Source organism: Brevibacillus sp. HB1.4B (assembly GCF_013284285.1).
In the GTDB taxonomy this organism is placed as follows: Bacteria; Bacillota; Bacilli; order Brevibacillales; family Brevibacillaceae; genus Brevibacillus; species Brevibacillus porteri.
Map to the genome: position 1 here is coordinate 36,525 of NZ_JABSUT010000020.1, position 18,967 is coordinate 55,491.

The 18,967-nt window shown below is 43.4% G+C and carries 39 protein-coding genes; 4 read left to right on the forward strand and 35 right to left on the reverse strand.

The annotated features are described in order from the left end of the window. Positions 1–16: 16 nt before the first annotated feature. The 14 genes from HP398_RS29775 to HP398_RS29840 all read right to left on the reverse strand — a co-directional run bounded on the left by HP398_RS29775 (position 17) and on the right by HP398_RS29840 (position 7,100). Positions 17–358, reverse strand: coding sequence for an acylphosphatase (locus HP398_RS29775; protein ID WP_173624414.1), 342 nt, complete (start codon positions 356–358; stop codon positions 17–19). Beyond that, complete coding sequence (locus HP398_RS29780) at positions 342–587, reverse strand: hypothetical protein (protein WP_173624415.1); 246 nt, start codon at positions 585–587, stop codon at positions 342–344. Before HP398_RS29780 ends, HP398_RS29775 begins: the two co-directional genes overlap by 17 nt. Positions 588–601: 14 nt before the next feature. After that, entirely contained in the window at positions 602–1,078 is a 477-nt protein-coding gene (locus HP398_RS29785) for a hypothetical protein (protein WP_173624416.1), read from the reverse strand. 56 nt (positions 1,079–1,134) lie between these two features. Beyond that, a complete protein-coding gene (locus HP398_RS29790) occupies positions 1,135–1,599 on the reverse strand; it encodes a hypothetical protein (protein ID WP_173624417.1) in 465 nt (154 codons plus the stop codon). A gap of 47 nt (positions 1,600–1,646) precedes the next feature. After that, the gene (locus HP398_RS29795; protein ID WP_173624418.1) at positions 1,647–2,129 is read right to left on the reverse strand and encodes a hypothetical protein; all 483 of its coding nucleotides are present in this window, start codon (positions 2,127–2,129) and stop codon (positions 1,647–1,649) included. 105 nt (positions 2,130–2,234) lie between these two features. Then, positions 2,235–2,501, reverse strand: a complete 267-nt coding sequence (locus HP398_RS29800; protein ID WP_173624366.1) for a hypothetical protein — start codon at positions 2,499–2,501, stop codon at positions 2,235–2,237. 33 nt (positions 2,502–2,534) lie between these two features. Further along, positions 2,535–2,756 (reverse strand): hypothetical protein, encoded by a 222-nt coding sequence (locus HP398_RS29805; RefSeq protein WP_173624419.1) that lies wholly within the window; start codon positions 2,754–2,756, stop codon positions 2,535–2,537. A gap of 299 nt (positions 2,757–3,055) precedes the next feature. Then, on the reverse strand, positions 3,056–3,391 hold the full coding sequence (locus tag HP398_RS29810) for a BC1872 family protein (RefSeq protein ID WP_173624420.1): 336 nt from the start codon (positions 3,389–3,391) through the stop codon (positions 3,056–3,058). Positions 3,392–3,495: 104 nt separating this feature from the next. Continuing rightward, entirely contained in the window at positions 3,496–3,777 is a 282-nt protein-coding gene (locus HP398_RS29815) for a hypothetical protein (protein ID WP_173624421.1), read from the reverse strand. 32 nt (positions 3,778–3,809) lie between these two features. After that, positions 3,810–5,000 (reverse strand): phosphoadenosine phosphosulfate reductase domain-containing protein, encoded by a 1,191-nt coding sequence (locus HP398_RS29820; RefSeq protein WP_173624422.1) that lies wholly within the window; start codon positions 4,998–5,000, stop codon positions 3,810–3,812. Positions 5,001–5,042: 42 nt separating this feature from the next. After that, on the reverse strand, positions 5,043–5,384 hold the full coding sequence (locus tag HP398_RS29825; RefSeq protein ID WP_173624423.1) for a hypothetical protein: 342 nt from the start codon (positions 5,382–5,384) through the stop codon (positions 5,043–5,045). A 58-nt stretch (positions 5,385–5,442) separates the two neighbouring features. Continuing rightward, on the reverse strand, positions 5,443–5,844 hold the full coding sequence (locus tag HP398_RS29830) for a hypothetical protein (RefSeq protein WP_173624424.1): 402 nt from the start codon (positions 5,842–5,844) through the stop codon (positions 5,443–5,445). 52 nt (positions 5,845–5,896) lie between these two features. Then, positions 5,897–6,475 (reverse strand): hypothetical protein, encoded by a 579-nt coding sequence (locus HP398_RS29835; protein ID WP_173624425.1) that lies wholly within the window; start codon positions 6,473–6,475, stop codon positions 5,897–5,899. Between the two features lie 82 nt (positions 6,476–6,557). Continuing rightward, entirely contained in the window at positions 6,558–7,100 is a 543-nt protein-coding gene (locus tag HP398_RS29840; RefSeq protein ID WP_173624426.1) for a tyrosine-type recombinase/integrase, read from the reverse strand. Positions 7,101–7,147: 47 nt separating this feature from the next. On the opposite strand from HP398_RS29840, the gene HP398_RS29845 reads away from it, so the two are divergent. Next, positions 7,148–7,366, forward strand: a complete 219-nt coding sequence (locus HP398_RS29845) for a hypothetical protein (RefSeq protein ID WP_173624427.1) — start codon at positions 7,148–7,150, stop codon at positions 7,364–7,366. On the opposite strand, the gene HP398_RS29850 is transcribed toward HP398_RS29845, so the two are convergent. The 21 genes from HP398_RS29850 to HP398_RS29945 all read right to left on the reverse strand — a co-directional run bounded on the left by HP398_RS29850 (position 7,367) and on the right by HP398_RS29945 (position 16,579). After that, entirely contained in the window at positions 7,367–7,624 is a 258-nt protein-coding gene (locus tag HP398_RS29850; RefSeq protein ID WP_173624428.1) for a hypothetical protein, read from the reverse strand. A 13-nt stretch (positions 7,625–7,637) separates the two neighbouring features. Beyond that, positions 7,638–8,051, reverse strand: a complete 414-nt coding sequence (locus HP398_RS29855; protein ID WP_173624429.1) for a RusA family crossover junction endodeoxyribonuclease — start codon at positions 8,049–8,051, stop codon at positions 7,638–7,640. Positions 8,052–8,391: 340 nt separating this feature from the next. Beyond that, positions 8,392–8,592, reverse strand: a complete 201-nt coding sequence (locus HP398_RS29860; protein ID WP_173624430.1) for a hypothetical protein — start codon at positions 8,590–8,592, stop codon at positions 8,392–8,394. Between the two features lies 1 nt (position 8,593). Further along, entirely contained in the window at positions 8,594–9,412 is an 819-nt protein-coding gene (locus tag HP398_RS29865; protein ID WP_254476473.1) for a DnaA ATPase domain-containing protein, read from the reverse strand. Then, on the reverse strand, positions 9,345–10,196 hold the full coding sequence (locus HP398_RS31470; protein ID WP_371736821.1) for a DnaD domain-containing protein: 852 nt from the start codon (positions 10,194–10,196) through the stop codon (positions 9,345–9,347). Before HP398_RS31470 ends, HP398_RS29865 begins: the two co-directional genes overlap by 68 nt. A 17-nt stretch (positions 10,197–10,213) precedes the next feature. Then, entirely contained in the window at positions 10,214–10,540 is a 327-nt protein-coding gene (locus HP398_RS29870) for a hypothetical protein (protein WP_173624432.1), read from the reverse strand. Next, complete coding sequence (locus HP398_RS29875; RefSeq protein WP_173624433.1) at positions 10,527–10,727, reverse strand: hypothetical protein; 201 nt, start codon at positions 10,725–10,727, stop codon at positions 10,527–10,529. Before HP398_RS29875 ends, HP398_RS29870 begins: the two co-directional genes overlap by 14 nt. Then, positions 10,699–11,142, reverse strand: coding sequence for an HNH endonuclease (locus tag HP398_RS31475; protein WP_371736822.1), 444 nt, complete (start codon positions 11,140–11,142; stop codon positions 10,699–10,701). The genes HP398_RS29875 and HP398_RS31475 overlap by 29 nt, the downstream gene beginning before the upstream one ends. Beyond that, positions 11,027–11,389, reverse strand: a complete 363-nt coding sequence (locus tag HP398_RS29885; RefSeq protein WP_173624435.1) for a hypothetical protein — start codon at positions 11,387–11,389, stop codon at positions 11,027–11,029. The genes HP398_RS31475 and HP398_RS29885 overlap by 116 nt, the downstream gene beginning before the upstream one ends. A gap of 14 nt (positions 11,390–11,403) precedes the next feature. Next, positions 11,404–11,823 (reverse strand): single-stranded DNA-binding protein, encoded by a 420-nt coding sequence (locus HP398_RS29890; protein WP_173624436.1) that lies wholly within the window; start codon positions 11,821–11,823, stop codon positions 11,404–11,406. Positions 11,824–11,832: 9 nt separating this feature from the next. Beyond that, complete coding sequence (locus tag HP398_RS29895; RefSeq protein ID WP_173624437.1) at positions 11,833–12,645, reverse strand: PD-(D/E)XK nuclease-like domain-containing protein; 813 nt, start codon at positions 12,643–12,645, stop codon at positions 11,833–11,835. Beyond that, entirely contained in the window at positions 12,626–13,420 is a 795-nt protein-coding gene (locus HP398_RS29900) for a RecT family recombinase (protein ID WP_173624438.1), read from the reverse strand. The genes HP398_RS29895 and HP398_RS29900 overlap by 20 nt, the downstream gene beginning before the upstream one ends. A gap of 87 nt (positions 13,421–13,507) precedes the next feature. Beyond that, positions 13,508–13,711 (reverse strand): hypothetical protein, encoded by a 204-nt coding sequence (locus HP398_RS29905; RefSeq protein WP_173624439.1) that lies wholly within the window; start codon positions 13,709–13,711, stop codon positions 13,508–13,510. Next, positions 13,701–13,943 (reverse strand): hypothetical protein, encoded by a 243-nt coding sequence (locus HP398_RS29910; protein WP_173624440.1) that lies wholly within the window; start codon positions 13,941–13,943, stop codon positions 13,701–13,703. Before HP398_RS29910 ends, HP398_RS29905 begins: the two co-directional genes overlap by 11 nt. Before the next feature lie 48 nt (positions 13,944–13,991). Next, positions 13,992–14,138 carry a hypothetical protein gene (locus HP398_RS29915; RefSeq protein WP_173624441.1) on the reverse strand — a complete coding sequence of 49 codons (147 nt, stop codon included), beginning with the start codon at positions 14,136–14,138 and terminating at the stop codon, positions 13,992–13,994. Further along, complete coding sequence (locus HP398_RS29920; RefSeq protein WP_173624442.1) at positions 14,135–14,437, reverse strand: hypothetical protein; 303 nt, start codon at positions 14,435–14,437, stop codon at positions 14,135–14,137. Before HP398_RS29920 ends, HP398_RS29915 begins: the two co-directional genes overlap by 4 nt. A 35-nt stretch (positions 14,438–14,472) precedes the next feature. Beyond that, positions 14,473–15,030, reverse strand: coding sequence for a sigma-70 family RNA polymerase sigma factor (locus HP398_RS29925; RefSeq protein ID WP_173624443.1), 558 nt, complete (start codon positions 15,028–15,030; stop codon positions 14,473–14,475). After that, a complete protein-coding gene (locus HP398_RS29930) occupies positions 15,020–15,733 on the reverse strand; it encodes an ORF6C domain-containing protein (protein WP_173624444.1) in 714 nt (237 codons plus the stop codon). Before HP398_RS29930 ends, HP398_RS29925 begins: the two co-directional genes overlap by 11 nt. After that, the gene (locus HP398_RS29935) at positions 15,730–15,945 is read right to left on the reverse strand and encodes a hypothetical protein (protein WP_173624445.1); all 216 of its coding nucleotides are present in this window, start codon (positions 15,943–15,945) and stop codon (positions 15,730–15,732) included. The genes HP398_RS29930 and HP398_RS29935 overlap by 4 nt, the downstream gene beginning before the upstream one ends. Before the next feature lie 44 nt (positions 15,946–15,989). Further along, positions 15,990–16,223 carry a hypothetical protein gene (locus tag HP398_RS29940; RefSeq protein ID WP_254476461.1) on the reverse strand — a complete coding sequence of 78 codons (234 nt, stop codon included), beginning with the start codon at positions 16,221–16,223 and terminating at the stop codon, positions 15,990–15,992. 128 nt (positions 16,224–16,351) lie between these two features. After that, entirely contained in the window at positions 16,352–16,579 is a 228-nt protein-coding gene (locus HP398_RS29945; RefSeq protein ID WP_173624446.1) for a helix-turn-helix transcriptional regulator, read from the reverse strand. Positions 16,580–16,677: 98 nt separating this feature from the next. Here HP398_RS29945 and HP398_RS29950 point away from each other — a divergent pair, with 98 nt between their 5' ends. Genes HP398_RS29950 through HP398_RS29960 form a run of 3 tightly spaced genes read left to right on the forward strand, consistent with a single transcriptional unit; the run spans position 16,678 to position 18,952 of the window. Next, complete coding sequence (locus HP398_RS29950) at positions 16,678–17,070, forward strand: helix-turn-helix domain-containing protein (RefSeq protein WP_173624447.1); 393 nt, start codon at positions 16,678–16,680, stop codon at positions 17,068–17,070. Positions 17,071–17,124: 54 nt separating this feature from the next. Further along, positions 17,125–17,532, forward strand: coding sequence for an ImmA/IrrE family metallo-endopeptidase (locus HP398_RS29955; RefSeq protein ID WP_173624448.1), 408 nt, complete (start codon positions 17,125–17,127; stop codon positions 17,530–17,532). Between the two features lie 22 nt (positions 17,533–17,554). Then, entirely contained in the window at positions 17,555–18,952 is a 1,398-nt protein-coding gene (locus HP398_RS29960) for a recombinase family protein (protein WP_173624454.1), read from the forward strand. Positions 18,953–18,967: the final 15 nt, after the last annotated feature.

Sequence of the window (18,967 nt, forward strand, 5' to 3'; positions counted from 1 at the left end):
CACAATTTCTCTTTTGTTAAGCAGTGATTCCCTTAGCCATCAGGTAAGCCAAGGAGACAGCATGCGGTGCACCCTTTACTGCTGGGGTATTATGATCTAGTTGATACTCCCCGTCTTTAAATACTCCAGCGAAACCGCAGTAGCAGCCGTTGAATGTATGAGAAAAATCAAGGTAAATCTCGTTCTTCTTCGCTTCCTCCACCAGTACACCCATGCTTGTCCAGTCTACCGAAGGTCGGAACACTCGAAACGATGTTGGGGTATCTCCGGTGTATATCGCACACACCGGAAAATCTTCATATATCCGAAACCCCAATGCCTCCGCAACTTTCACATCCAACTCACGTCCTGCTTGCATCCCGTTCCCTCCCACTATCAATTCGATACCAGCGATTTACGCCGCGCTCAATGTTCTCGATCATCATGCTGATGGCCACATAAATTCTAATAGCCATGTATTCCTCGAATTGCAAATCAAACCGTTTTGAGTAGATCGGACCAAGTCGTTTTGTCTCGGTCAGCAATTGTTCGATGGACAAGTCCGCCAAGTCGTCGTAAACAGGAATCTCTTGACCGTCAATCTGCATCCCGTTCCCCTCCTCTACGGTGCCATGTCACTCATTGCTTGAGCGCAATTTTCACACTCTGGACTACCGTCATACGTTGTAAGCATCTTCGAGTCTTCAACAAACTGGCTGCACACAACACATTGTACGCTGTCGTCATTTTCATCAAACGGCCCGATGTCTTCCCCGTAACTTCCCAAGTAAACACCACGATCATGGTTCCAGCAGTTCTTGCACATCTTTTGTCCAGGAGCAAAGTCGAACATGTGGGACGACCGTAGCTTCCGTGATACTTCTCCGCACCAGCCGCATTCGCCGCCGTTTTCATACTCATCCTGAATTTTCTTCAATTGTTCCGGAGTCAGATCCACCGTCCCGACGATCTCTGCTTCCCCAATCTCGATGCGATTCGGTAACCCATCGTATGCGTATTGATACAGTGAGTCTTGTTCGTCGCACCCCATATGGATGTAAAGACGATCTTCCACTAGCAACAGGTTGTAAGTCGTCATTCAAAACACTCCCAGGAATAATTTTTGGAATAATTTGAGTCGATTTTGACAAGTCACTACAAAATTTCAAGTTGCAGCTTCTTCCGCCGATCTGAGAACAGCTTCGCCTTTGCCTCTTTCCGATCTACCGGATGAATTGGACGGCCTATGCAGCAAATCCTAATGTCCGTTCCTACTAGAGAAATATCAGTGTACTCGACCAGCTTGTATAGCTGTCCCTTGTGCCATTGAGTGACACCTAACACAACGGACTTTATAAGATCACTGTCATGCTTTAGGATTACTTCAAACACTGACTCGCGCGGCTGTTTATAAGCATTTTTCTTGGAGATGAAATCTGTTTGCGATAAGTCTTGGCATGTGTACCAAATTGTTAATGTGGAGCCCCAAAGTTCAAACCGCTCGATCCCGATAACCAGCAGGTCTATTTCCCTTACGCGAATTACGTCCCCGACCTTGTGTGGTTGACGAAAGAGTCGGAATTCAGATTTAACCGTTACAATTAATCGATCTGCTGCCACCTCTTCCCCTCCCTGGATACAAACGTAATGATTTGTTTAATAGACCATCATGCTTCGGTAAAATCTTCAGCACCGATCCAGCAAGTCTTTGCTCCAGATTCCCATTCAACACGCAGGTCAACTTGAATCTGTCCTGAAGGCAAGTGCGTTGATTTAACATCAATCACCTTGCCGATATCTCCACTACGAAGTCCACCGTCCTCATAGCTGGATGATACCAACTCTACGCGCTCATGCTGCCACTCTGAGAGTGCAATCCTTTTCCCGTGATGATTTGGACTTGAACAATAATTCTTACCAGAGTGTTTTTTCAGTCCAATATATTTGACTCCGCAACTAGGGCAATAAGGGAGTGGGAAGTATAGCGCACGCTTAGAGTTAGGATCAGGAGCAGTGTACACATCTGATCCCTCTGCTCCATTTTCAAATGACCGCGACGCGTCAAGCAACGCTCCTGCAATCCACTCATCTGACACAGTGTAGAGCACTGGTTGTTTTCCGCTGGCGATTAGCTCTTGAGCTCGGGACATTCCAATAACCTCTCCGTTGTGATTGAAATATGTCCCAGGACAAAGTGACGACCATGCAATAGCTTCCAAAGTTCATTCCTCCCATTTATCAAATCGATTGTATTGTTAAGCCAAGCGTTTGGTCAGTTCGTTATACTCTTCAACCCATTCCGATGGAACTGGACGATTTGCTGCAATATATCTCCCCATCGCTGCGGCAAGATCTTGTATCCTCTGCTCGTCCCAAAATTTTCTAGGCATGATCCCGATTGGCGGTTTTTTCTCATCGCCCTTTTTCCAGCTTTGCCCGCATCCGCATTCCCACCACACTATTGTCCCGTATGGCGCGAAGTAATTGACTGCCGTTCCGCACTTGCTGCATCGTAGAGACATAAGCTTCCCCCATTTATCAAATCGTGTGTTCAGTTAAGTCATGAGCTCGTAATATGCCCTTTCAACCTCTACAAGTTGGAACCATTTCCGGTATCGCTCTTTCGTGATTGGGTGCATCTCTGCGAGTTCTGTAGTGACTGAGTAATAATTTTCATTCTCCGAAACAATCGGGTAATAGATACCCTTCCGGCAGAATGTCTTTCCCCACGTCGTTTCCCCGTCCGTATGACAGAGCAGCAGCTTTAATTGACCCACGCTCTCACCCCCAGATTAACCACCCTACAAATATTCCTATTGCAATGTTCGCTGAGGATAAAATAGCCAACCACGTTAAGAGCCCCTTTGCAATCTCATTACCGATACCCATCATGCTAGAATCGACCTCCACACCGTTGTGTCAAGCGTTTGACCAGTTTCTTGCCCTGTGCGAACAAGTACAGGAAAGGTGCTACGAATATTAACAGCAACGCGAATCTAAATGTGTCCCACTTACTCCATTTACCCCCAAATCCGCTGATCATCCGAACACCCCTCTTACCTGAATTACCGTTTTGTTAAGCAACTGCCTTTAATGCAGTCTCGCAGATTGCTTTCGGTGTAATGTCGTATATTTTTATGGGTATTAGTCCCATAAACTTAATGCGGCGAATATCGAATTGTTCCATGCTCCCAAACTTCTCCACCACTTGCCACGCATCGGCTATGTTTTGAAGTGGGTTCCAGTCGTAGTCGATGTACCGATTCGATTCCTTTTCCACCACACCGCATCCACCCGTATCTCTGAGATAGAACGCTGGGAAAGACTTCGCTTCTTCGTAGAAGATGCTTTCCAATTCACTCCACCCCATCACCTTCGTTGCCAGCGTTTCAATGATCTGCTGCTCGGTCATTTGTTCGTTGCATTCTGGGCATGGCGCCTTCCCATCCCCAATAAATTTTTCATCTTCGCAGTATGTGCAATTATGCATATCCGTTCACCCTCTTCCCTCAATAACTATTTTGATAAACTGCTTTCCAACTTGATGCAGTCGCTTTCCTTTACGGTTATCACCTTGGTTTCATCGATTCCGCAATGAATGATATTCAGTACAGGGACAACATCTTTATGGATTCTTGGTTCAGAACTAAACATATATGGTGCATCTTGATAGGTATTTGATTTGAAACTCTTTACAACCTTAAAAATGTGCGGTGTTCTATTGATCCCGTATGGATAATGAACATAGTCGCCGAAATCAATATGGTTGGTTCTGCCGTAGCCTGTAAACAGACTCACATTCCATCCCCCTTATCTCCCTACACATTTTGTTAAGCTCCTTCGTACAGATGATTCCAGGTCAACTGAAACCATTTATCTGACTTACCCTTGATCCTCTCTTCGTAGAACATGCCAAGCTCAGTTGCATCCTCTAACCAAGGTCTTTCCTGTAAGTCATCCATCCACTGTTGCTGGATTGCTTCTGCTAGTTCTGCACTGATCAGAGGCTGCGGCTCTGCGCCATACATCTTTGCAATGCGCTCGTTCATCCGTTGTGCTTCCATGACTGCCTCAAACAACTGCATTCGTGCCTTGACCGTGAAGGTCCCTTCGCCATAGCAGAGAACCTTGCCGTTCCTCATCCGTCCTGCACGGTTGCGCGGGTCTTTGTACATTGAAATAATCAGCTCGCGTAGTTCAACGTATGGCTCAAACCACGGCTTTTTCTTTGCAGTTTCCTTCGTGCTCTTGTCGATGGTAACCACCGGGCAAACAACGCATCCAAATCGCGCGCCGCACGCCTCTGCAGTCTCCCCTTTGCCCGCCTTCCGCTTTGACAATCCGCATTCACCAGTGGCATCCTTGTATATCTGGCTGATCTCTTCCGCATCGCCCCATGGCGTCTTCTTCTCAGCGAGATAACCCCAGACGTCCTCTACCGTGAATTCCACGATCGGCATGAACGTTTTGATAGTTCTGCCCTTTTCCTCGACTTCTTCGCTGAAATACTTGGTAGAAAGGTGCTTGTCTACACTCTCGGCGCGCTTAGCTGACTCGGATCGTCGGGTTCCAAGTATTTTCATGATTGGCCTGTATTCCTCTTCGAACTTCTTCTGCGGCTCCAGTTTCATCCGATCAGTGCAGTAGAGCCGCCCCTTTGCTGGGAGTGGATACCCAAGGCCGAGAGTCAGGAACATCAGGTTGTTCTTCAAGCTAGCTTGCACCTCGTGGATTTCGAACGGCAGGTTGTGCTTCTCGATTGTCTTCCTCATCCGTTCAAACTCGCGTTGCTTTGTCGGATCAGTAGTCAGGTCTAATGTGGTCTGAGCTGAGACGATGTGAATCTTCCGGTTTCTTTTCTCGGGTGGCAGAGCCATTACCATCCTCATGATCTCAGCTGCCGTCACCGTGGAGTCCTTGCCGCCAGAGTAGGCAATGTACCAGCAGCCTTCGTCGGCTGGATCGGTGTAGGCTTTTAGAAACTCTGCTGCTGGTTCGAGCGTTTTCACCTGGTAGCTCATCGCCTTCACCTCCTGTTTTTACTTACTGAGCATTGTGATAAATCACTCGATCGGCCGATTTGTTCGTTCGACTTCAACGTCATGATCCTCGTCATAGCTAACATCCACAAATTTTACTGAGTTGGAACCATCACCATACGCTAGAGAATCAATGTAGTCAGAAAGCTCTTTTCTGAGTCTGTCACCTTCATTCGACTCTCCCCAGCCTTCTTTGCTACCGTCAGGAGCAATAAAGAAACTCATGTTTCCATTCCAATGACTATTGATTACTGGTGAAACCAACTCTTCAAACAGTTCTACTGCTTTTTTATGTGCCAGAAGGAACGCCTCTTCTTCATACCTGGCTCCAGTCACAACAATAGCGTTGTGTTTCATATAGCCCATGGTTACCCTCCCGTTTCACTTATATATGAGCATTGTGGTAAGTCTGGGGAATCGCCCTCTACAGCGAAATCCCAATAGCATCACATTCTCCTTCGCAATCTTCGTCAGTCATTTTTGCAAGCACTTCCTCTGGGTAACTGCACTTACGCAGCCGTTCGCGGTATTCGTCCGCGGATTCCTCCTGATCTGGGAGAAGTGAAAGAATCTCGTCATGGAGCCTTACTACATCCCAAGAACAATTTCCGGCCACACTTATATAAAGGCTATTCTGTAGCTGATTGAAGGTAATTTTAATTTCGCTGCCGGTCTCGTCATCAAACAGGAATCTGAATCCATTGTCAGTTTCCATCAGATTTCTTTCCTTGATCAAATAGCCAGTATCCAAGTGCTGTTTGATGCATTTAACAAGCAAGTTCTTGTCCTCTGCATTTCCTGCCCAGCAAACCAATTTGTTTTCCATCTTCAATTCCTCCCTATTTATCAAAATTGAGCTTGTGTTCCCATCAATTTGCCTATTCCGTTGGCGAATTTAAAATGTCATTGACGGCTTGTTGGCATTCTTCCTCCGAATGGAACAATTGCGAGTGATTAGTCTGTACCGAATCATTTGAACGATAGCTGGTAGGTTCGATGTAAAATTTCCCCTCAAAGCATTTTCCGTTTGCCCATGTTGTGAAGTGAATTTCTGATAATTTTCCATGCGCCACACTATAGTCGCAATGTGACTCAGATCCATATCCCCGGCAAGTAGGGCAATCTACTAGAAATGTCCCACCCACTACAACGCTCGTCACCTCTACCTTTTTGTCTCCGGCGCACGTTTCGCATGGCGTTCGGGTGTAGTTCTTTTTGACAAACCAAACTTTATCCCCCAGCATAAAGCCGCCCAACAATTCCCGTTTGGTTTGATCCGCCCCTTGTTTGACGAACGTCTTTTCCGCGTCTGCCAAATCCCTCTGCAATTCATGGACTCTTTGATTCTGATTTCGCAATTTTTCTTCCAGCTCACTGTGGCGTTTCATGACGGCGTCGTAGTTATTAATCTTGGCAGCCAATCGGTTTGCCACTTCCTGCTCAAGAAGCTCATTCATATTAGTGTTAAACTGAAAATTTTCATCTACTTCAAAGTCGTGATCATACATTTCTCAACCCACCCTTTTGAGTTTGTGTACCCTATAAGCTGAAGCTATCTACTGCTTCGTCCATAAGGTCTTGATTGATTCCGATGTACCTCAACGTAATTTGCGGATGACTGTGGTTGAAAATTAATTGAAGGGTTGCAATATCCCGGGTGCGTTTGTAAAAGAAGTACCCGAACGTCTTCCGCATTGTGTGGCAGCCGATCTCAGTTAGCCCCAATTTGACAGCCGTGCCGTTTATGATTTGGTACGATCGTACCCGGGTAATTGGCCTAGGCCGTTTCGATGAAGCAAATAGATACTCATCCAGATCCTTCCCTGCCACATACTCAGCGATTTCTTTCCTCAAATCCGCATTCAACTTGAATTTCTTCCGTTTCTTCGTCTTCTTCTCGTTGATCAGTAGATGACTTTTCCCTTTTACATCCCGCACTTTCAAAGGCAACAGGTCCGAGATTCGCAATCCTGTGTTGATACCCATCACGAACAAAAAGTAGTTCCGGTCCGATTGCTGTAAAAGAAGTCGTTTCATATCCCCAATCTTTCCTGGGTCACGTATTGGCTCAACGAAATTCATGCGATTCCCTCCCTAGTGCGATATGATGAGAAAAAGGAGTGTTTCGTATGGAAAAGTCGTTTTACTATTCAGTGCCTTGGTCTGATGTTGGTTATTTGAAAGAAACTCTACAAGCTATCGAGATACCTTTTGTGATTGAGCAGCCATCTGACAAGTTATCTCTTGATGAAGGTTCCGTTGCTTTTGTTTTTCCTAATATGCATGTCAGGGTGTATCGTCATGTTCACGAGCTATTTGGCAGCCACGGAAAGGCTTATCCGAAATGATCATCTGATTTGTTGTACCTTCTGAGTTATGGTGTAATCAACCCACGCCTCATAGCTTTTGTGCCTAGACAGCTCGTCCACTTTTGCTCGTAACCGCTGAATCCTCGCTTCACCAAACCCGAACTCTTCTCTGAGAGCCGTTTCTATCAACCATTTCGCTGTTTTCACAGCCTTATCAGCTTCTTTGTGAAGTTCTGATTCTTTTACCGTAATGATCCTTGCATTATTTCGAATCGGAGGCTTCTTGTGCTTTCCCATTGGCTCATCCCCTTTAGGAAATTTCAGTAACGTACAGTTCAATCCGCGGCTCGAATCCATAAACCTTAGTCGCCTCTACTGAAACAATTTGCTTGTCATCCTGCCAGACAACACCGTTCAATGCGTCTGTGCAGCCTTTGATGAGGTTGTCCAAGTCAGGTTTAGTCATGTGTGCCTTATTAAGTGCGTCCCATCGCTTCCTTTTGCTCCAACTAGCTGGTATTGGCATCACGAAAACCATTTTCAAAGCCAAAGCTGCTGGGGTAGGTTGTCCAATTGACGCTTGACTTGCTGCTGATCCAGCTATCGCCTGCTTGTAGGCATAGTATCTTTTTGCGCTTGGATCTACCCATTTCTGCCGTTGTGTGGTCCTTACAGCTCCCATTGGAGCAACGTTGAAGAGGAATTTTGATGCTTGTCCATTCATTTCTGAGGCTTCCCTCCTCCTTTTTTCCAGTTGTTCACCTTGGGAGATGCGGTTGATTCTCTAATCCAGTCACTTACTGCTTTTGGAATGATCGTGATTGGTGGACCCTTTTTACTCATACTCATCCCTCACATTCAAATTGTTATATGAATTTTGAAATTAAAGTCTAGGATGCGCTGTAATCAACTGTTTACTCCTATCCGTGTATTCAGTCGATTTAAATTCTTTCGTTGAAATTTACCCCGTTTCCGTTCGTCTGGCAGCGTGTTAGCAGTATCGGAAGTATGTCTTCACTGGTCGCTTTGCGTATGACTCCAGTTTGGTTGTCTTTCTGTCCTCTTTACGTTTTAAGTCCCGGCGCAATGATTGCTTGTTTGATTTCATTCAGGCTTACACCCCCGTGTTTTAGTCCTGATAAATCGTGAGTTGGTGCGACTAACATTTCGTCTTCACCTTGGAGGACAATAAACTCTTCTGGCAAGACAGTACTTCTGGCAAAATCTACGACTGTGTATGTTTTTCCGTGGTATTGCAGTTCCATCTCATTCCCCCTCAACCAATCGATAATTCAATTCCAAAGGGTCTCCAGACACTTCTACGGTGTAGTCCTTGCACATTTGGACCAGTCGGGAACCAATACCCTCGTCAACCTTTACAATCTTTTCAAATGACCACTCGGACGAAAGCATGATCGGCTTTTTCTCTAAGTAGCGATAGTTCACGATCCCGAATAGCTGCTCTAACTGGAATGCTGTGGGACCGCCGCGTCCATGCTCGTCCATCGGCCTACCCTTGAACAAATCGTCTATGAATAGTAGCTCGCATTCTTTGAGCATGTTTACACGCTTGTTCAGCAAGTCGAAATCATCTTTTATTTCGTTCCAACCTTCCACCCAAGGAAAGTAAGTGACGGGTACATTTTGATGCATCAAGTTGTTGCAAGCAGCCATGAGCAAATGAGTTTTTCCTGCGCCAGGATTCCCAAGGATCGCAATTGAATTTCTCCGTTCTTTGCGTATCTTCTCAAAGTTCAAAGTGTAGTCCTTTGCTGCTTGCAATAGCTCTTTGACAACGGCTGGTCGTCCATCCAAGACAAAGTTTTTAAACCCTTTCTCTCTGAAATCCTCAGTGATCTTGCTGGCTGCTAAGGTGCGCTTTTGTAGATAGCATGTGCACCATTCCCAACTCTCGCATTTTATTTGTCTCGTTTCAGTGATCCATTCGCCGCCCACTAATTTGGTGAACGCTTTGTCTTCATACCACGTCCGCAAGATACCTTGTGCTCCGTTGCATTTAGAACAAACTGTCTTGTTCGGCTGGATCGAATTCTCGTTTTTTGGTTGGGACTTTGAAGCCGTCAAACGGGCTTGTTCCGCCCTTGCTTGGATTCGCTCCAGAACTTTGTCTAGTCCCTCCATGTTGCGCGCCTCCTTTTACAGCCTTCTTACGTTCATATTCAGCTTGTTCTGCCATAGCTGCTTCGATAGTTTTAATTCCGTCTCGATGCCAACTCATCAATATGGATTCGACATAATTCCATGTTCGTACGTTTGCTTTAATCGATCTTCTCATAGCCTCGATAATCATTTCAGTTGGCAACTCTGTTTCCCAAGCTATGATATCTTGCTGAACCATCGATGGGATTGATCCACCAAAATTCATTTCGTAGAATAGGAAGGGGTTACTATCTGCATCTGCATAAATATCTTTTTTATTACCATTGTTATCATTATTACCATTATTGTTTGTGTCCTTTTGCTGTCCTTTTGCTGTCCTTTTCGTGTCCTCGGAGCTGTCCTTTTTGCTGTCCACATCCGATGATTCTGATTGGTAAAAGCCCCAATTCACAACGGTTATGACGCTAAATTTGCTGTCCGTCTTGATGTCCAAGCAGCCGTCCTTTTTTAAGAAGTCTATATTATTTCGGACAGTTGACTCAGGCATGCTTAATTCCCTTGCAGCCGCCTTTCTTCCGTATACAAATTGACCTGGAAGAAGCTTCACTTTTTGCTTACCTACCATCTGCTCGTGTTCTTTGTGGCTGGCTTTTAATAAGCACCAAGCAAATGTTTTGAATAGCTTTTCGTTTTGGAAAACCGGACTGTCAAGTATTTTTCTGTGGAGCGATACCCACCCATGTAACACCACCTACCACCTTCTTTTTACATCTCATCCTGTCTTCTATAGATGCTTTGTAGCCCACTCATTTCGGCTTGTATCGCTTTTGAAGATTCGACTGTAGCTTTGAACAGGGATTCAGCCAAGTCGCGTTCAAATTTCAAATCTGCAACATTACCTCTTGCCAGATCGCTAATCAGTGTCGCAGGGAAATTTTCAGCTCGTAATTTGAGTATTTCTTGGCGTAATGCAACGCGGTATTCCCGTTCCTTTTCGGCATATGCCTTTGCTTGAGTACGAAGTTCTTTAGGAAGCTTGTCCAGTCGCTGAGATACTCTTCGGATATCATCAACGAGCTTAATGTGATCCATTGGCATTCCCTTTTTCTTTGGACATTTCCTGAAAAGTAAAGTAAGTCTGCTTCTTTACATCTTCAATCAATTCGAACATTTCCCGAGGAGTGTAGCCAAAATCGTCAACAAGTACCGCCATTGTCCCGACCAAAATCTGATGAGCTAAGTTGCCCTTGTCAAACTTCGTTGATTTTGTTTCGTTCATGAACATCCTCCTTGTATAAACTCCTCAAATACTCCCCAATCCGATCTCTTGCCACCTTGCTGCTATGCGCCAATTCATGGCAGCTGACGCATAGCATGACCAGGTTGTCTTCCGTCCCTTTACCAAGCTGAGAACGGTAGATGTGATGATGGCATTGTAGACTGTCTCCACGTCCGCATAAGATGCATTGTCCATTGTCGCGTTCAAATACCTTTGTATATGTTTGTGGCTTAATTCGGCCCTGTTCCTTGCGTTTTGGCGTCCGACGTTTGTGATCTGGTTTTGGGACCTTTCGCAGTTCAAACATCATCTGGCGCGTACCATTTCCCTTTTGTGAGTCGGTAAAGCTCAAGCGTTTCCCATGCCATTGTCTTATTGATTGCGAATATTCTCTTTTCTCCGAATTTATTTTCATGTATAGGTGCTTTCCCATCGATAATCATCTGTATGGCTTCCAAGGCTGTGATTTCTTTGGGGATGATGATCCATTTGTGTTTAGAGAAATCTTTCGAGAATGTGTAATACTTGCAATTATCTCCGCTTTGTTGCCAATAAAAGTCACCTGCATTATCGCAGACCAATTTTAAATATCCGTCCTCGGTTTTTGCCGTTCGTCCAGCCGACAAAATATCGATGATTTCCCCGAATGTGTAGGTTTTCATCACTTTTCCCCCTATCAAAATGGCAAGTCATCGTCTGAAATGTTTATAGGCTTACCAGCATTTGCGAACGGATCACCAAACGGGTCAAAATCATTGTTAGCTGGTTTACGATCCTCTTTGTTTCCGTCGAGGAATTTCACGTTCTCAGCAACAACCTCAGTCACGTACATCTTTTTCCCTTCCTTGTTGTCATATGAACGCGTCTGCATCCGACCTTCAATGGCAGCTTGTCTACCTTTTCGCAAATAGCTCGCGCACAAATCAGCAAGCTTTTGCCAAGCTACGATGTTGATGAAGTCCGTTTCTTTCTCGCCTGCCTGATTCGTACGTGGTCTGTTGACTGCAACGGTGAACGTAGCTACTGCAACGCCATTTGGTGTGTATCTAAGCTCAGGATCTTTTGTTAGGTTGCCGATTAGAATGACTTTATTCATTTGGACCTCCTAGCGAACCGCCAATTCGGAATAGTGTTTGATTCGAGTGATTTTCTTAGTTACTCTGCAATAATCACAACTTTCGCAGCGAATAGGTTCTTGCTCACCTGATTTAACCTGCTTTACTCGCTCGATGTGTTGCTCAACTTTCCGCAATCCATTTTCAATGGCTTCGTAGTCGAAAAAGAGTACTTCATGGTCTGGAGGATCTTGTTTTGTTACAACAACCACATGTGGAATAAGCCACTCTTTCCGGCCCGAGAAAACGCGTTCAACCTCTGCATAGACAGCCATCTGGAGAGCGTATCCGTAATGCTCTAAGAAGTTCTCGTACTGTTGTGTTTCCTTGTTCCACCACTTACCATCAAGCTCTTTCAAAGCCTTCAGATCAGCAAAGATGCCTATTCCTGGTTGGTAACTGTCAATCATGATCTTCCAAGGGATTCCAAATAGTTCAGCAGTCATGATGACTTCTTTTTGACCAGCTAAAGCTCTCATTACAAGCGGATCGTTTTCCAACACCTCTATCATCTTGTTGCAATGTTGAAAGTTGGCTTTAAGCTGTCCTGCTGTAGCTCCACGACTACTGTACAAGTCGGGGTTTTTCTCCTTAAACCCGTCCAATGTACCTTCGTTCCAAGAGTGGACATAATGACCTTCCATGAATGCTGTTAATGAAGGTTGTTCATACGTTCCGTTGAGCTTTGCTTTAGCTCTCGCCTCGCATCCTGCAAAAGCTGGCACAAAATCTTTGAATTGAGAAACGCTTAAATAATGTAGGTTGGCTTCTGGAGAATAGTAATTACTCTTGGTTAACTTCATCAGCCGGTCCCTCCGCGACTTCCTCATACTCAGCGTCGATTACAGTTGCATTCAATGGGCTTTGCTGAACTGGCTTAATTTCTTGGTTAAAATCCATTTCTCCAGCATCTTCAAACACTTGGCGCTGTTCGATCGTGTCAAAATCAAGGTCAATATTCTTACACAAACGTCGCAGCACGGTTTTCTTGTACATTTCACCAGGAGTAACCACCCAAGCTTTTGAATACTCTCCAGACTGTTTGGATTTGCGCGAGAAGTTTTCCTTAATTTTTTCGATTTCTTCTTTACTCATGGTGTCATATGCCATAGTCCCGTCCATATAATTAACTACAGCAAATGCTCCTAGAATTTCTCCGTTGTTAAATGGTTTAGGCCTAAAATTAATCGTCTGATTTCCGGAAATGATCTCTTCCGCAAACTCATCCCCTTCTCGGACAAGTTTTGCGTATACCTCTCGCACTGGCTTTGTGCTGTACTTTTTGGCAAGCTTAACCTCGCCCTTATAGTCCGTTTGAAATTCAACCGATCCTTTATATACAACCGCATAGCACTCTTTGTTGAAGAAATCCAAGCCTAAAAACGCGCCTTTCAGCATTGTTCTTGCTACACTGGTCGGATTGCATGATTCAATATCCTTAGTTTCTTGGAGAACAGTCATGCAGTTCTGAAGAAATCGCGTTTTGTTGAAGCTTTTTGGCATCGCTTCGCGTTTTTCCTCAAGAAATGTTTCTAATTTCTGATGAATCGCAACCAACGCATTCTTCGGATCAGCCATTATTACCCCTCCACTATATCGAGTTCGTCATGCCCCTGCCTCTACATAACCGTTACAGCTCCGTTGACTGCGCCACGCTCGAAATGTTTAGTATTCTCCTGCTGTAATCGTCACGGCTCCCAAATGGTTGAAAAGGCATCTATCGTTGCAAAAAATAGATTGATCCAGTGTCGTAACAAGTTGTCCATCATAAATTTCACTACCGCATCTTTTGTACTCGCAATGAGCTACAACTTTTTCTTCTTGCGAATCAGACAATCCCTGAAAGAACCGATCTAAATTAGCTGGCATCTGCTTCGCCTCTTTCAAAACCTTCTGGATATAACGGCAGCAGCTTTTCACGAATTTCTGCATCTACCTCACGAATTTTCTGTTTGCACTGGTCAACATCACGTTCAACATCTTCTTTCATGCTGGCAATACGGCGCTCGTCCTGTTTCAAGCTGTCCAGCACAAATTCATGTAACTGAAGCTTTCTCACCAACGTGCTACGGTATATTTCTAACTCTTCGTATGTTTTCATTTGACCACTTCCACCTTTCCGTGGTACTCTACCGTTAACATTTTTTGTTTAGGCAGTCTGTTGCGAGCAGACTGTTTTTTCTTTTTCAGCCATCCACATCAATCCAATAAAAGCTTCTGCGCTAATTCGGAGCTGGAGCTCGGGACTTTGCATAATGTCCTGCACCATTTCCTCTGGAGTAGCCAGGTTCTTCATCCTCGGTCACCTCCATCCAAATACCGCATATACTTCCTGACTTCTGGTTCGCTGACACAATTCTGGCTGAAACCGAAAGTCTCAATTCCGCCACTTGGTGTTTGGTAGCAGAACTGATGCACTGTGTGCAAGCCCATCGAATCAGCGATCAATACAGTACGAGTGTAAACTTCTTCCTCCGCCACCGACCTGACCGTATCGCTCAGGATCGTAGCGTGAACACCCATCGCAGTCTGCTTGTTGAGGATTTCAGTTACAGCCAACTCCAGTTCTCTAAAAACAGGTGTAAATTTGCCCATCTTTCATTCCTCCCGTTATTCTCTTGGCTTGTCCATTACGCCATCAGCTTCTTTCTCATAGCTTTTATGCGTTGATGCACCCGTTGTGGAGTAATCCCCATTTTTCTTCCTATTTGAAGATGAGTTAACCCAGAAAGAAGATAGTTTGTAATGATCGGTTCAATTCGTAGCGCCTCTCGTATCCTCTCCTGATTCATTACCTCATCCTCTAAAGAATGTTGGGCAGGAATAACCTCTATAAGTAACGCTCCTGTTTCCTTAACTTTTTGATCGATCCGAACCGTCCGAACTTTGCTTCGGTTATTTCGTTTGTAATAATCAAGAGCGCGATTTAATTCGGATCTTATTAAGACAACCGCATAAGTTGAAAACTTATAATTTAGCGATGGATCAAACTTCTTAATTGCTTTCATTAAACCCATGCACCCAATTTGAACCAGATCATCTTCATCCATATCGTATGGCGGCGTATAGTTGAAATGATTGATTGTGTGTCTAACTAAGTTGAGGTGATCAGCTATCTCGATGTTCACTTTAAAAACCCCACTTTCTTTAAAATGTTTGATTGCATTAGCGCTGCTTTTAACTGGCAAACGTAAGCTGCTGATTCGCTTCCTCTACCTCGCGTAAAAGCTTTCCTTGTGGTGCCCACTGCTTGAGATACTCCTTCGCCCTATCACAATCCTTAAGCGCTGTATCTCTGTAGGAACCAACATTGAAGTATTCCTTGTAGTCACTCCAGATGGAACTAAATAGCTTGTCCCGCAGAGGCTTATTTTGATATGCTGGCGTTTCTTTGCCGCCAACGATTGTGAGGATTTGATTCTTTGCGACCTTCTGTAAGGACAACTGCTGACCGTAATCTATGGTCATGTTGTCTTCGAGCTTTTCAACGCGGGTTTCAATTTCTTGTGTCTTTTTGTCTAAAAAGAAGATCGCTTTGACTTCCGGACTTAGGTTCAATTGTTCACCCTTAACCCTGTAGTAATCATCAACAAGTGTTTCGTATGCTTCCCATGCTTCATCTGTGTTCAGAGACTTCGCGTGAAGCCATGCACCTTTTTCGGTCCAGAGGTAAAGTTTGTTGATCGAACCTTGAAATTCACGATTCGCTTTCTTGAATGACTTCAAATCTTCTCCATCCAGAAGAAAAAAGTGTTTCCCTTTTTGATACCGCCGTTCGTTATAGTTGAAGTTGTAGCTAATTTTGTCTGATGTTGTTCCGTATGAGTCTGCTAACTGAGCAGTGGTTAATACCCGTTGTTCATTGTGTTGGATGACTTGGATTTCATTCATACCTTCACCCCATCGAATAGATTCAGAATCATTTCTCGCTCATTTCGCAGTTGTTCAATACGAACTTTATAGACCTCTTTTTCGAGAAGTGACAATTGATCATTTTCATGCAAATCACAATCTAAACGCGAATGTTCTTGTGCTATCTGTAAAAGGCGTTCGCCATAAGCAGAGTTTGTTGCTAACCAGAGAGCACGCACATTTATTTGCAACCTCATACATCTCCTTTTAGGTCTTGTCCAAGACCGCGACTCATTCACGAGTCGCAAAGTTCCACTTTTGCAGCATTATTTTTGAGCATCACCTTGTCCTTGCGTTCATTTTCCGCAACAATTTCGAGGTATATTTCAATGAATCTGTCAACTGCTTCCTTTGACGGCTCCTGCCTGCCAATTGCTCGTGCTTTAGGCAAACCTCCCTCAGTGCAGTTCATTTGCATCATCCCCCTTGTTGAAGATGTATGCAGAAAGTCTTTGAGGACAACACTCATGAATAATAACCTCCCCTCTTGGATAAGTTAGCTTAATGAGATTGATAATTTTTTTATCAAAGACCACAAAACAATTGACGATAATAATTTTATCGCTTATACTGAAAAACGATAAAGAAATTATCACTTCAGGCATGCTTAATAACCCTGTTGTTATCAAAGTAATCAGGAAAGAGTTTAATAATTGGTTCATTGAAGTAGTCTGACATCTTGAACATTAAATCTCTGCCAGGAGTAAATGTACCGTTCTCAATCATCCTTACGTAAACAGTAGAAATCTCAAGTTGATTTGCAACATAAGACTGAGAACCTTTTGCCTTACGGCATGCAGATAAGAATTCGCGTTTCTTTGACACCATTTCACCTCCCTTAAGTAATTCCGATTATATTTGATAATTTTTTTATCGTCAATAGCTTTTGATAATTTTTTTATCTTTTTTAGGAGGACCATTTCATGAAGATCGGAAAGGTACTAACAGATTTAAGAAATAAAAAGCACTTAACACAAGACCAAATGGCTGATTTATTAGGGGTTAAACGCCCGAGGTATAATGCATGGGAAAATGATATTTCAAAACCTGATATTGAAATGATAAAGAAAATAGCTGAAATCCATAAAGTTTCGGTTGACTCGTTACTTGGTAATGATGTTTTTGGGGAAACAATCCCCACTTGGGCTACAACCAAAGATAAGGTCGACTTTCGAAAAATGTTAGAGGAAGATGGGGACCTGATGTTTGATGGAATACCTCTTAATGAAGATGATAAACAACGCATAATGGATGTATTGACGGGTTTATTTTGGGAAGCTAAGAAAATGAACAAACGGAAAGGTACACAAGAATAAGAAAGCAATAATGACAACCAATAGCACGGTGTATATTACTACTGAGGTGAGACGATGAAGGAAACTATCCGAAAATTGGTCAAGCGATACAAAACGAATTGTCCTTTCATAATTTCTCGAGAGTTAGGTATCCATATTCGTTACGCTGATTTAGGACAGTCTACACGTGGAATATACTACCGAAAACTCCGAAGGCGATTTATTGTCATACACAGCGATTTAAGCTTAGAATGGCAACGTTTTGTATGCGCCCATGAACTTGGCCATGATCGTCTCCACAAAGGTCTAGGTTATTATTTTCTTGAGCAAAACACACTTGTCAACCCAGGTAAATTCGAGAGACAAGCGAATGAATTTGCTGTTAAACTTCTAATCTTTGACGACAAAGTCAGCGGCGATGATACTACCGATGAAATTTGCTTGCGTAACAATATTCCAATTGAAATGGGCAAATTTATTTAACTGATAGGAGGAAAGCTTTTTGATGCAAAACAAGATAACTAGGGTAGTTCTTTATGTTCGAGTCTCAACTGATGAACAGGCAAAGGAAGGGTTCTCTATCCCTGCACAACGCGAACGCCTACGAGCATTTTGTCTAAGTCAAGGTTGGGAAATCGTTGAGGAGTATATCGAAGAAGGTTGGTCCGCTAAAGACATACAACGCCCACAAATGCAAAGGTTATTGAAAGATTTAAAAAAGGGAAATTTTGATATGGTCCTTGTATACCGACTGGACCGTCTCACGCGATCAGTACTTGATCTATATCTCCTTTTGCAAACCTTTGATAAATATGAGGTTTCTTTTAGGTCAGCCACTGAAGTTTATGACACATCTACCGCAATGGGCAGACTTTTTATAACGCTTGTTGCAGCACTAGCACAATGGGAACGCGAGAATTTAGCAGAGCGTGTAAAGTTTGGAATCGAACAAATGATTGATCAAGGCATGAAGCCCGGTGGTCATTCGCCTTTCGGTTATCATTTTGATAAGAATTTTAACTGTACAATAATTGAGCAAGAGGCGAAATTCGTAACAAAAATCTATGAATGGTATTCTGAGGGATACGGTTATAGAGCAATTGCTGATATGTTGAATGAATTGCATGTAAAACCTCGTATAGCAAAACAATGGAACCATAATTCCGTTCGTGACATTCTCTTAAACGACATGTATATCGGGGTGTATCGATGGGGTAATAAAGTTGTTCTTGATAATCACCCCACCATTATCTCAAAACAACTGTACACAAAAACACAAAAAAAATTAGAAGAAAAATCAAGAAAGTCTCCACGGAAAGGGACATTCCCATTAACAGGCATTTTACGTTGCGGAAATTGCGACGAACATTTTATTCAAGGTTTTTATGATCCTCGCGATCAAAAAACATATTATCGTTGTGTTAATTGTAACCGTGTTACGCATGATCAGAAAATATTAGATATACTTTTCAATGAAATCGAAAGGCTGATCACATCTAAAGATTACTTTATTGAAAGGGTTAAACAACAGAATGCTGGACATTTAGATATTGAAAAAATCAGAGGTGAAATCCTAAAGGTCAGAAATCAAAAAGAAAAATGGTACGATGTTTTCATGGACGAGAGCAACCCCATTCCGAAAGAAACGCTTTTTGCAAAGATCAACGATTTGAACCAAAAGGAAAACGAACTACAAGAATTGATTTATGATTTTGATCCTGATGAGGAATCTCCAGAAGACAAATACAACAAGATTAAAAAACTCACTAATCTTCGGGAGCAGTACTTTAGAACTGATGTTAACCGTCAAAAAGAGCTACTTCACAGTTTGTTTGAAAAGGTCATCGTATCTCGTGAGAAAGGACGGAACAAAGCGATAAACCTGGACTATTCTTTGCGCTAAACCTGTTATAAAGTA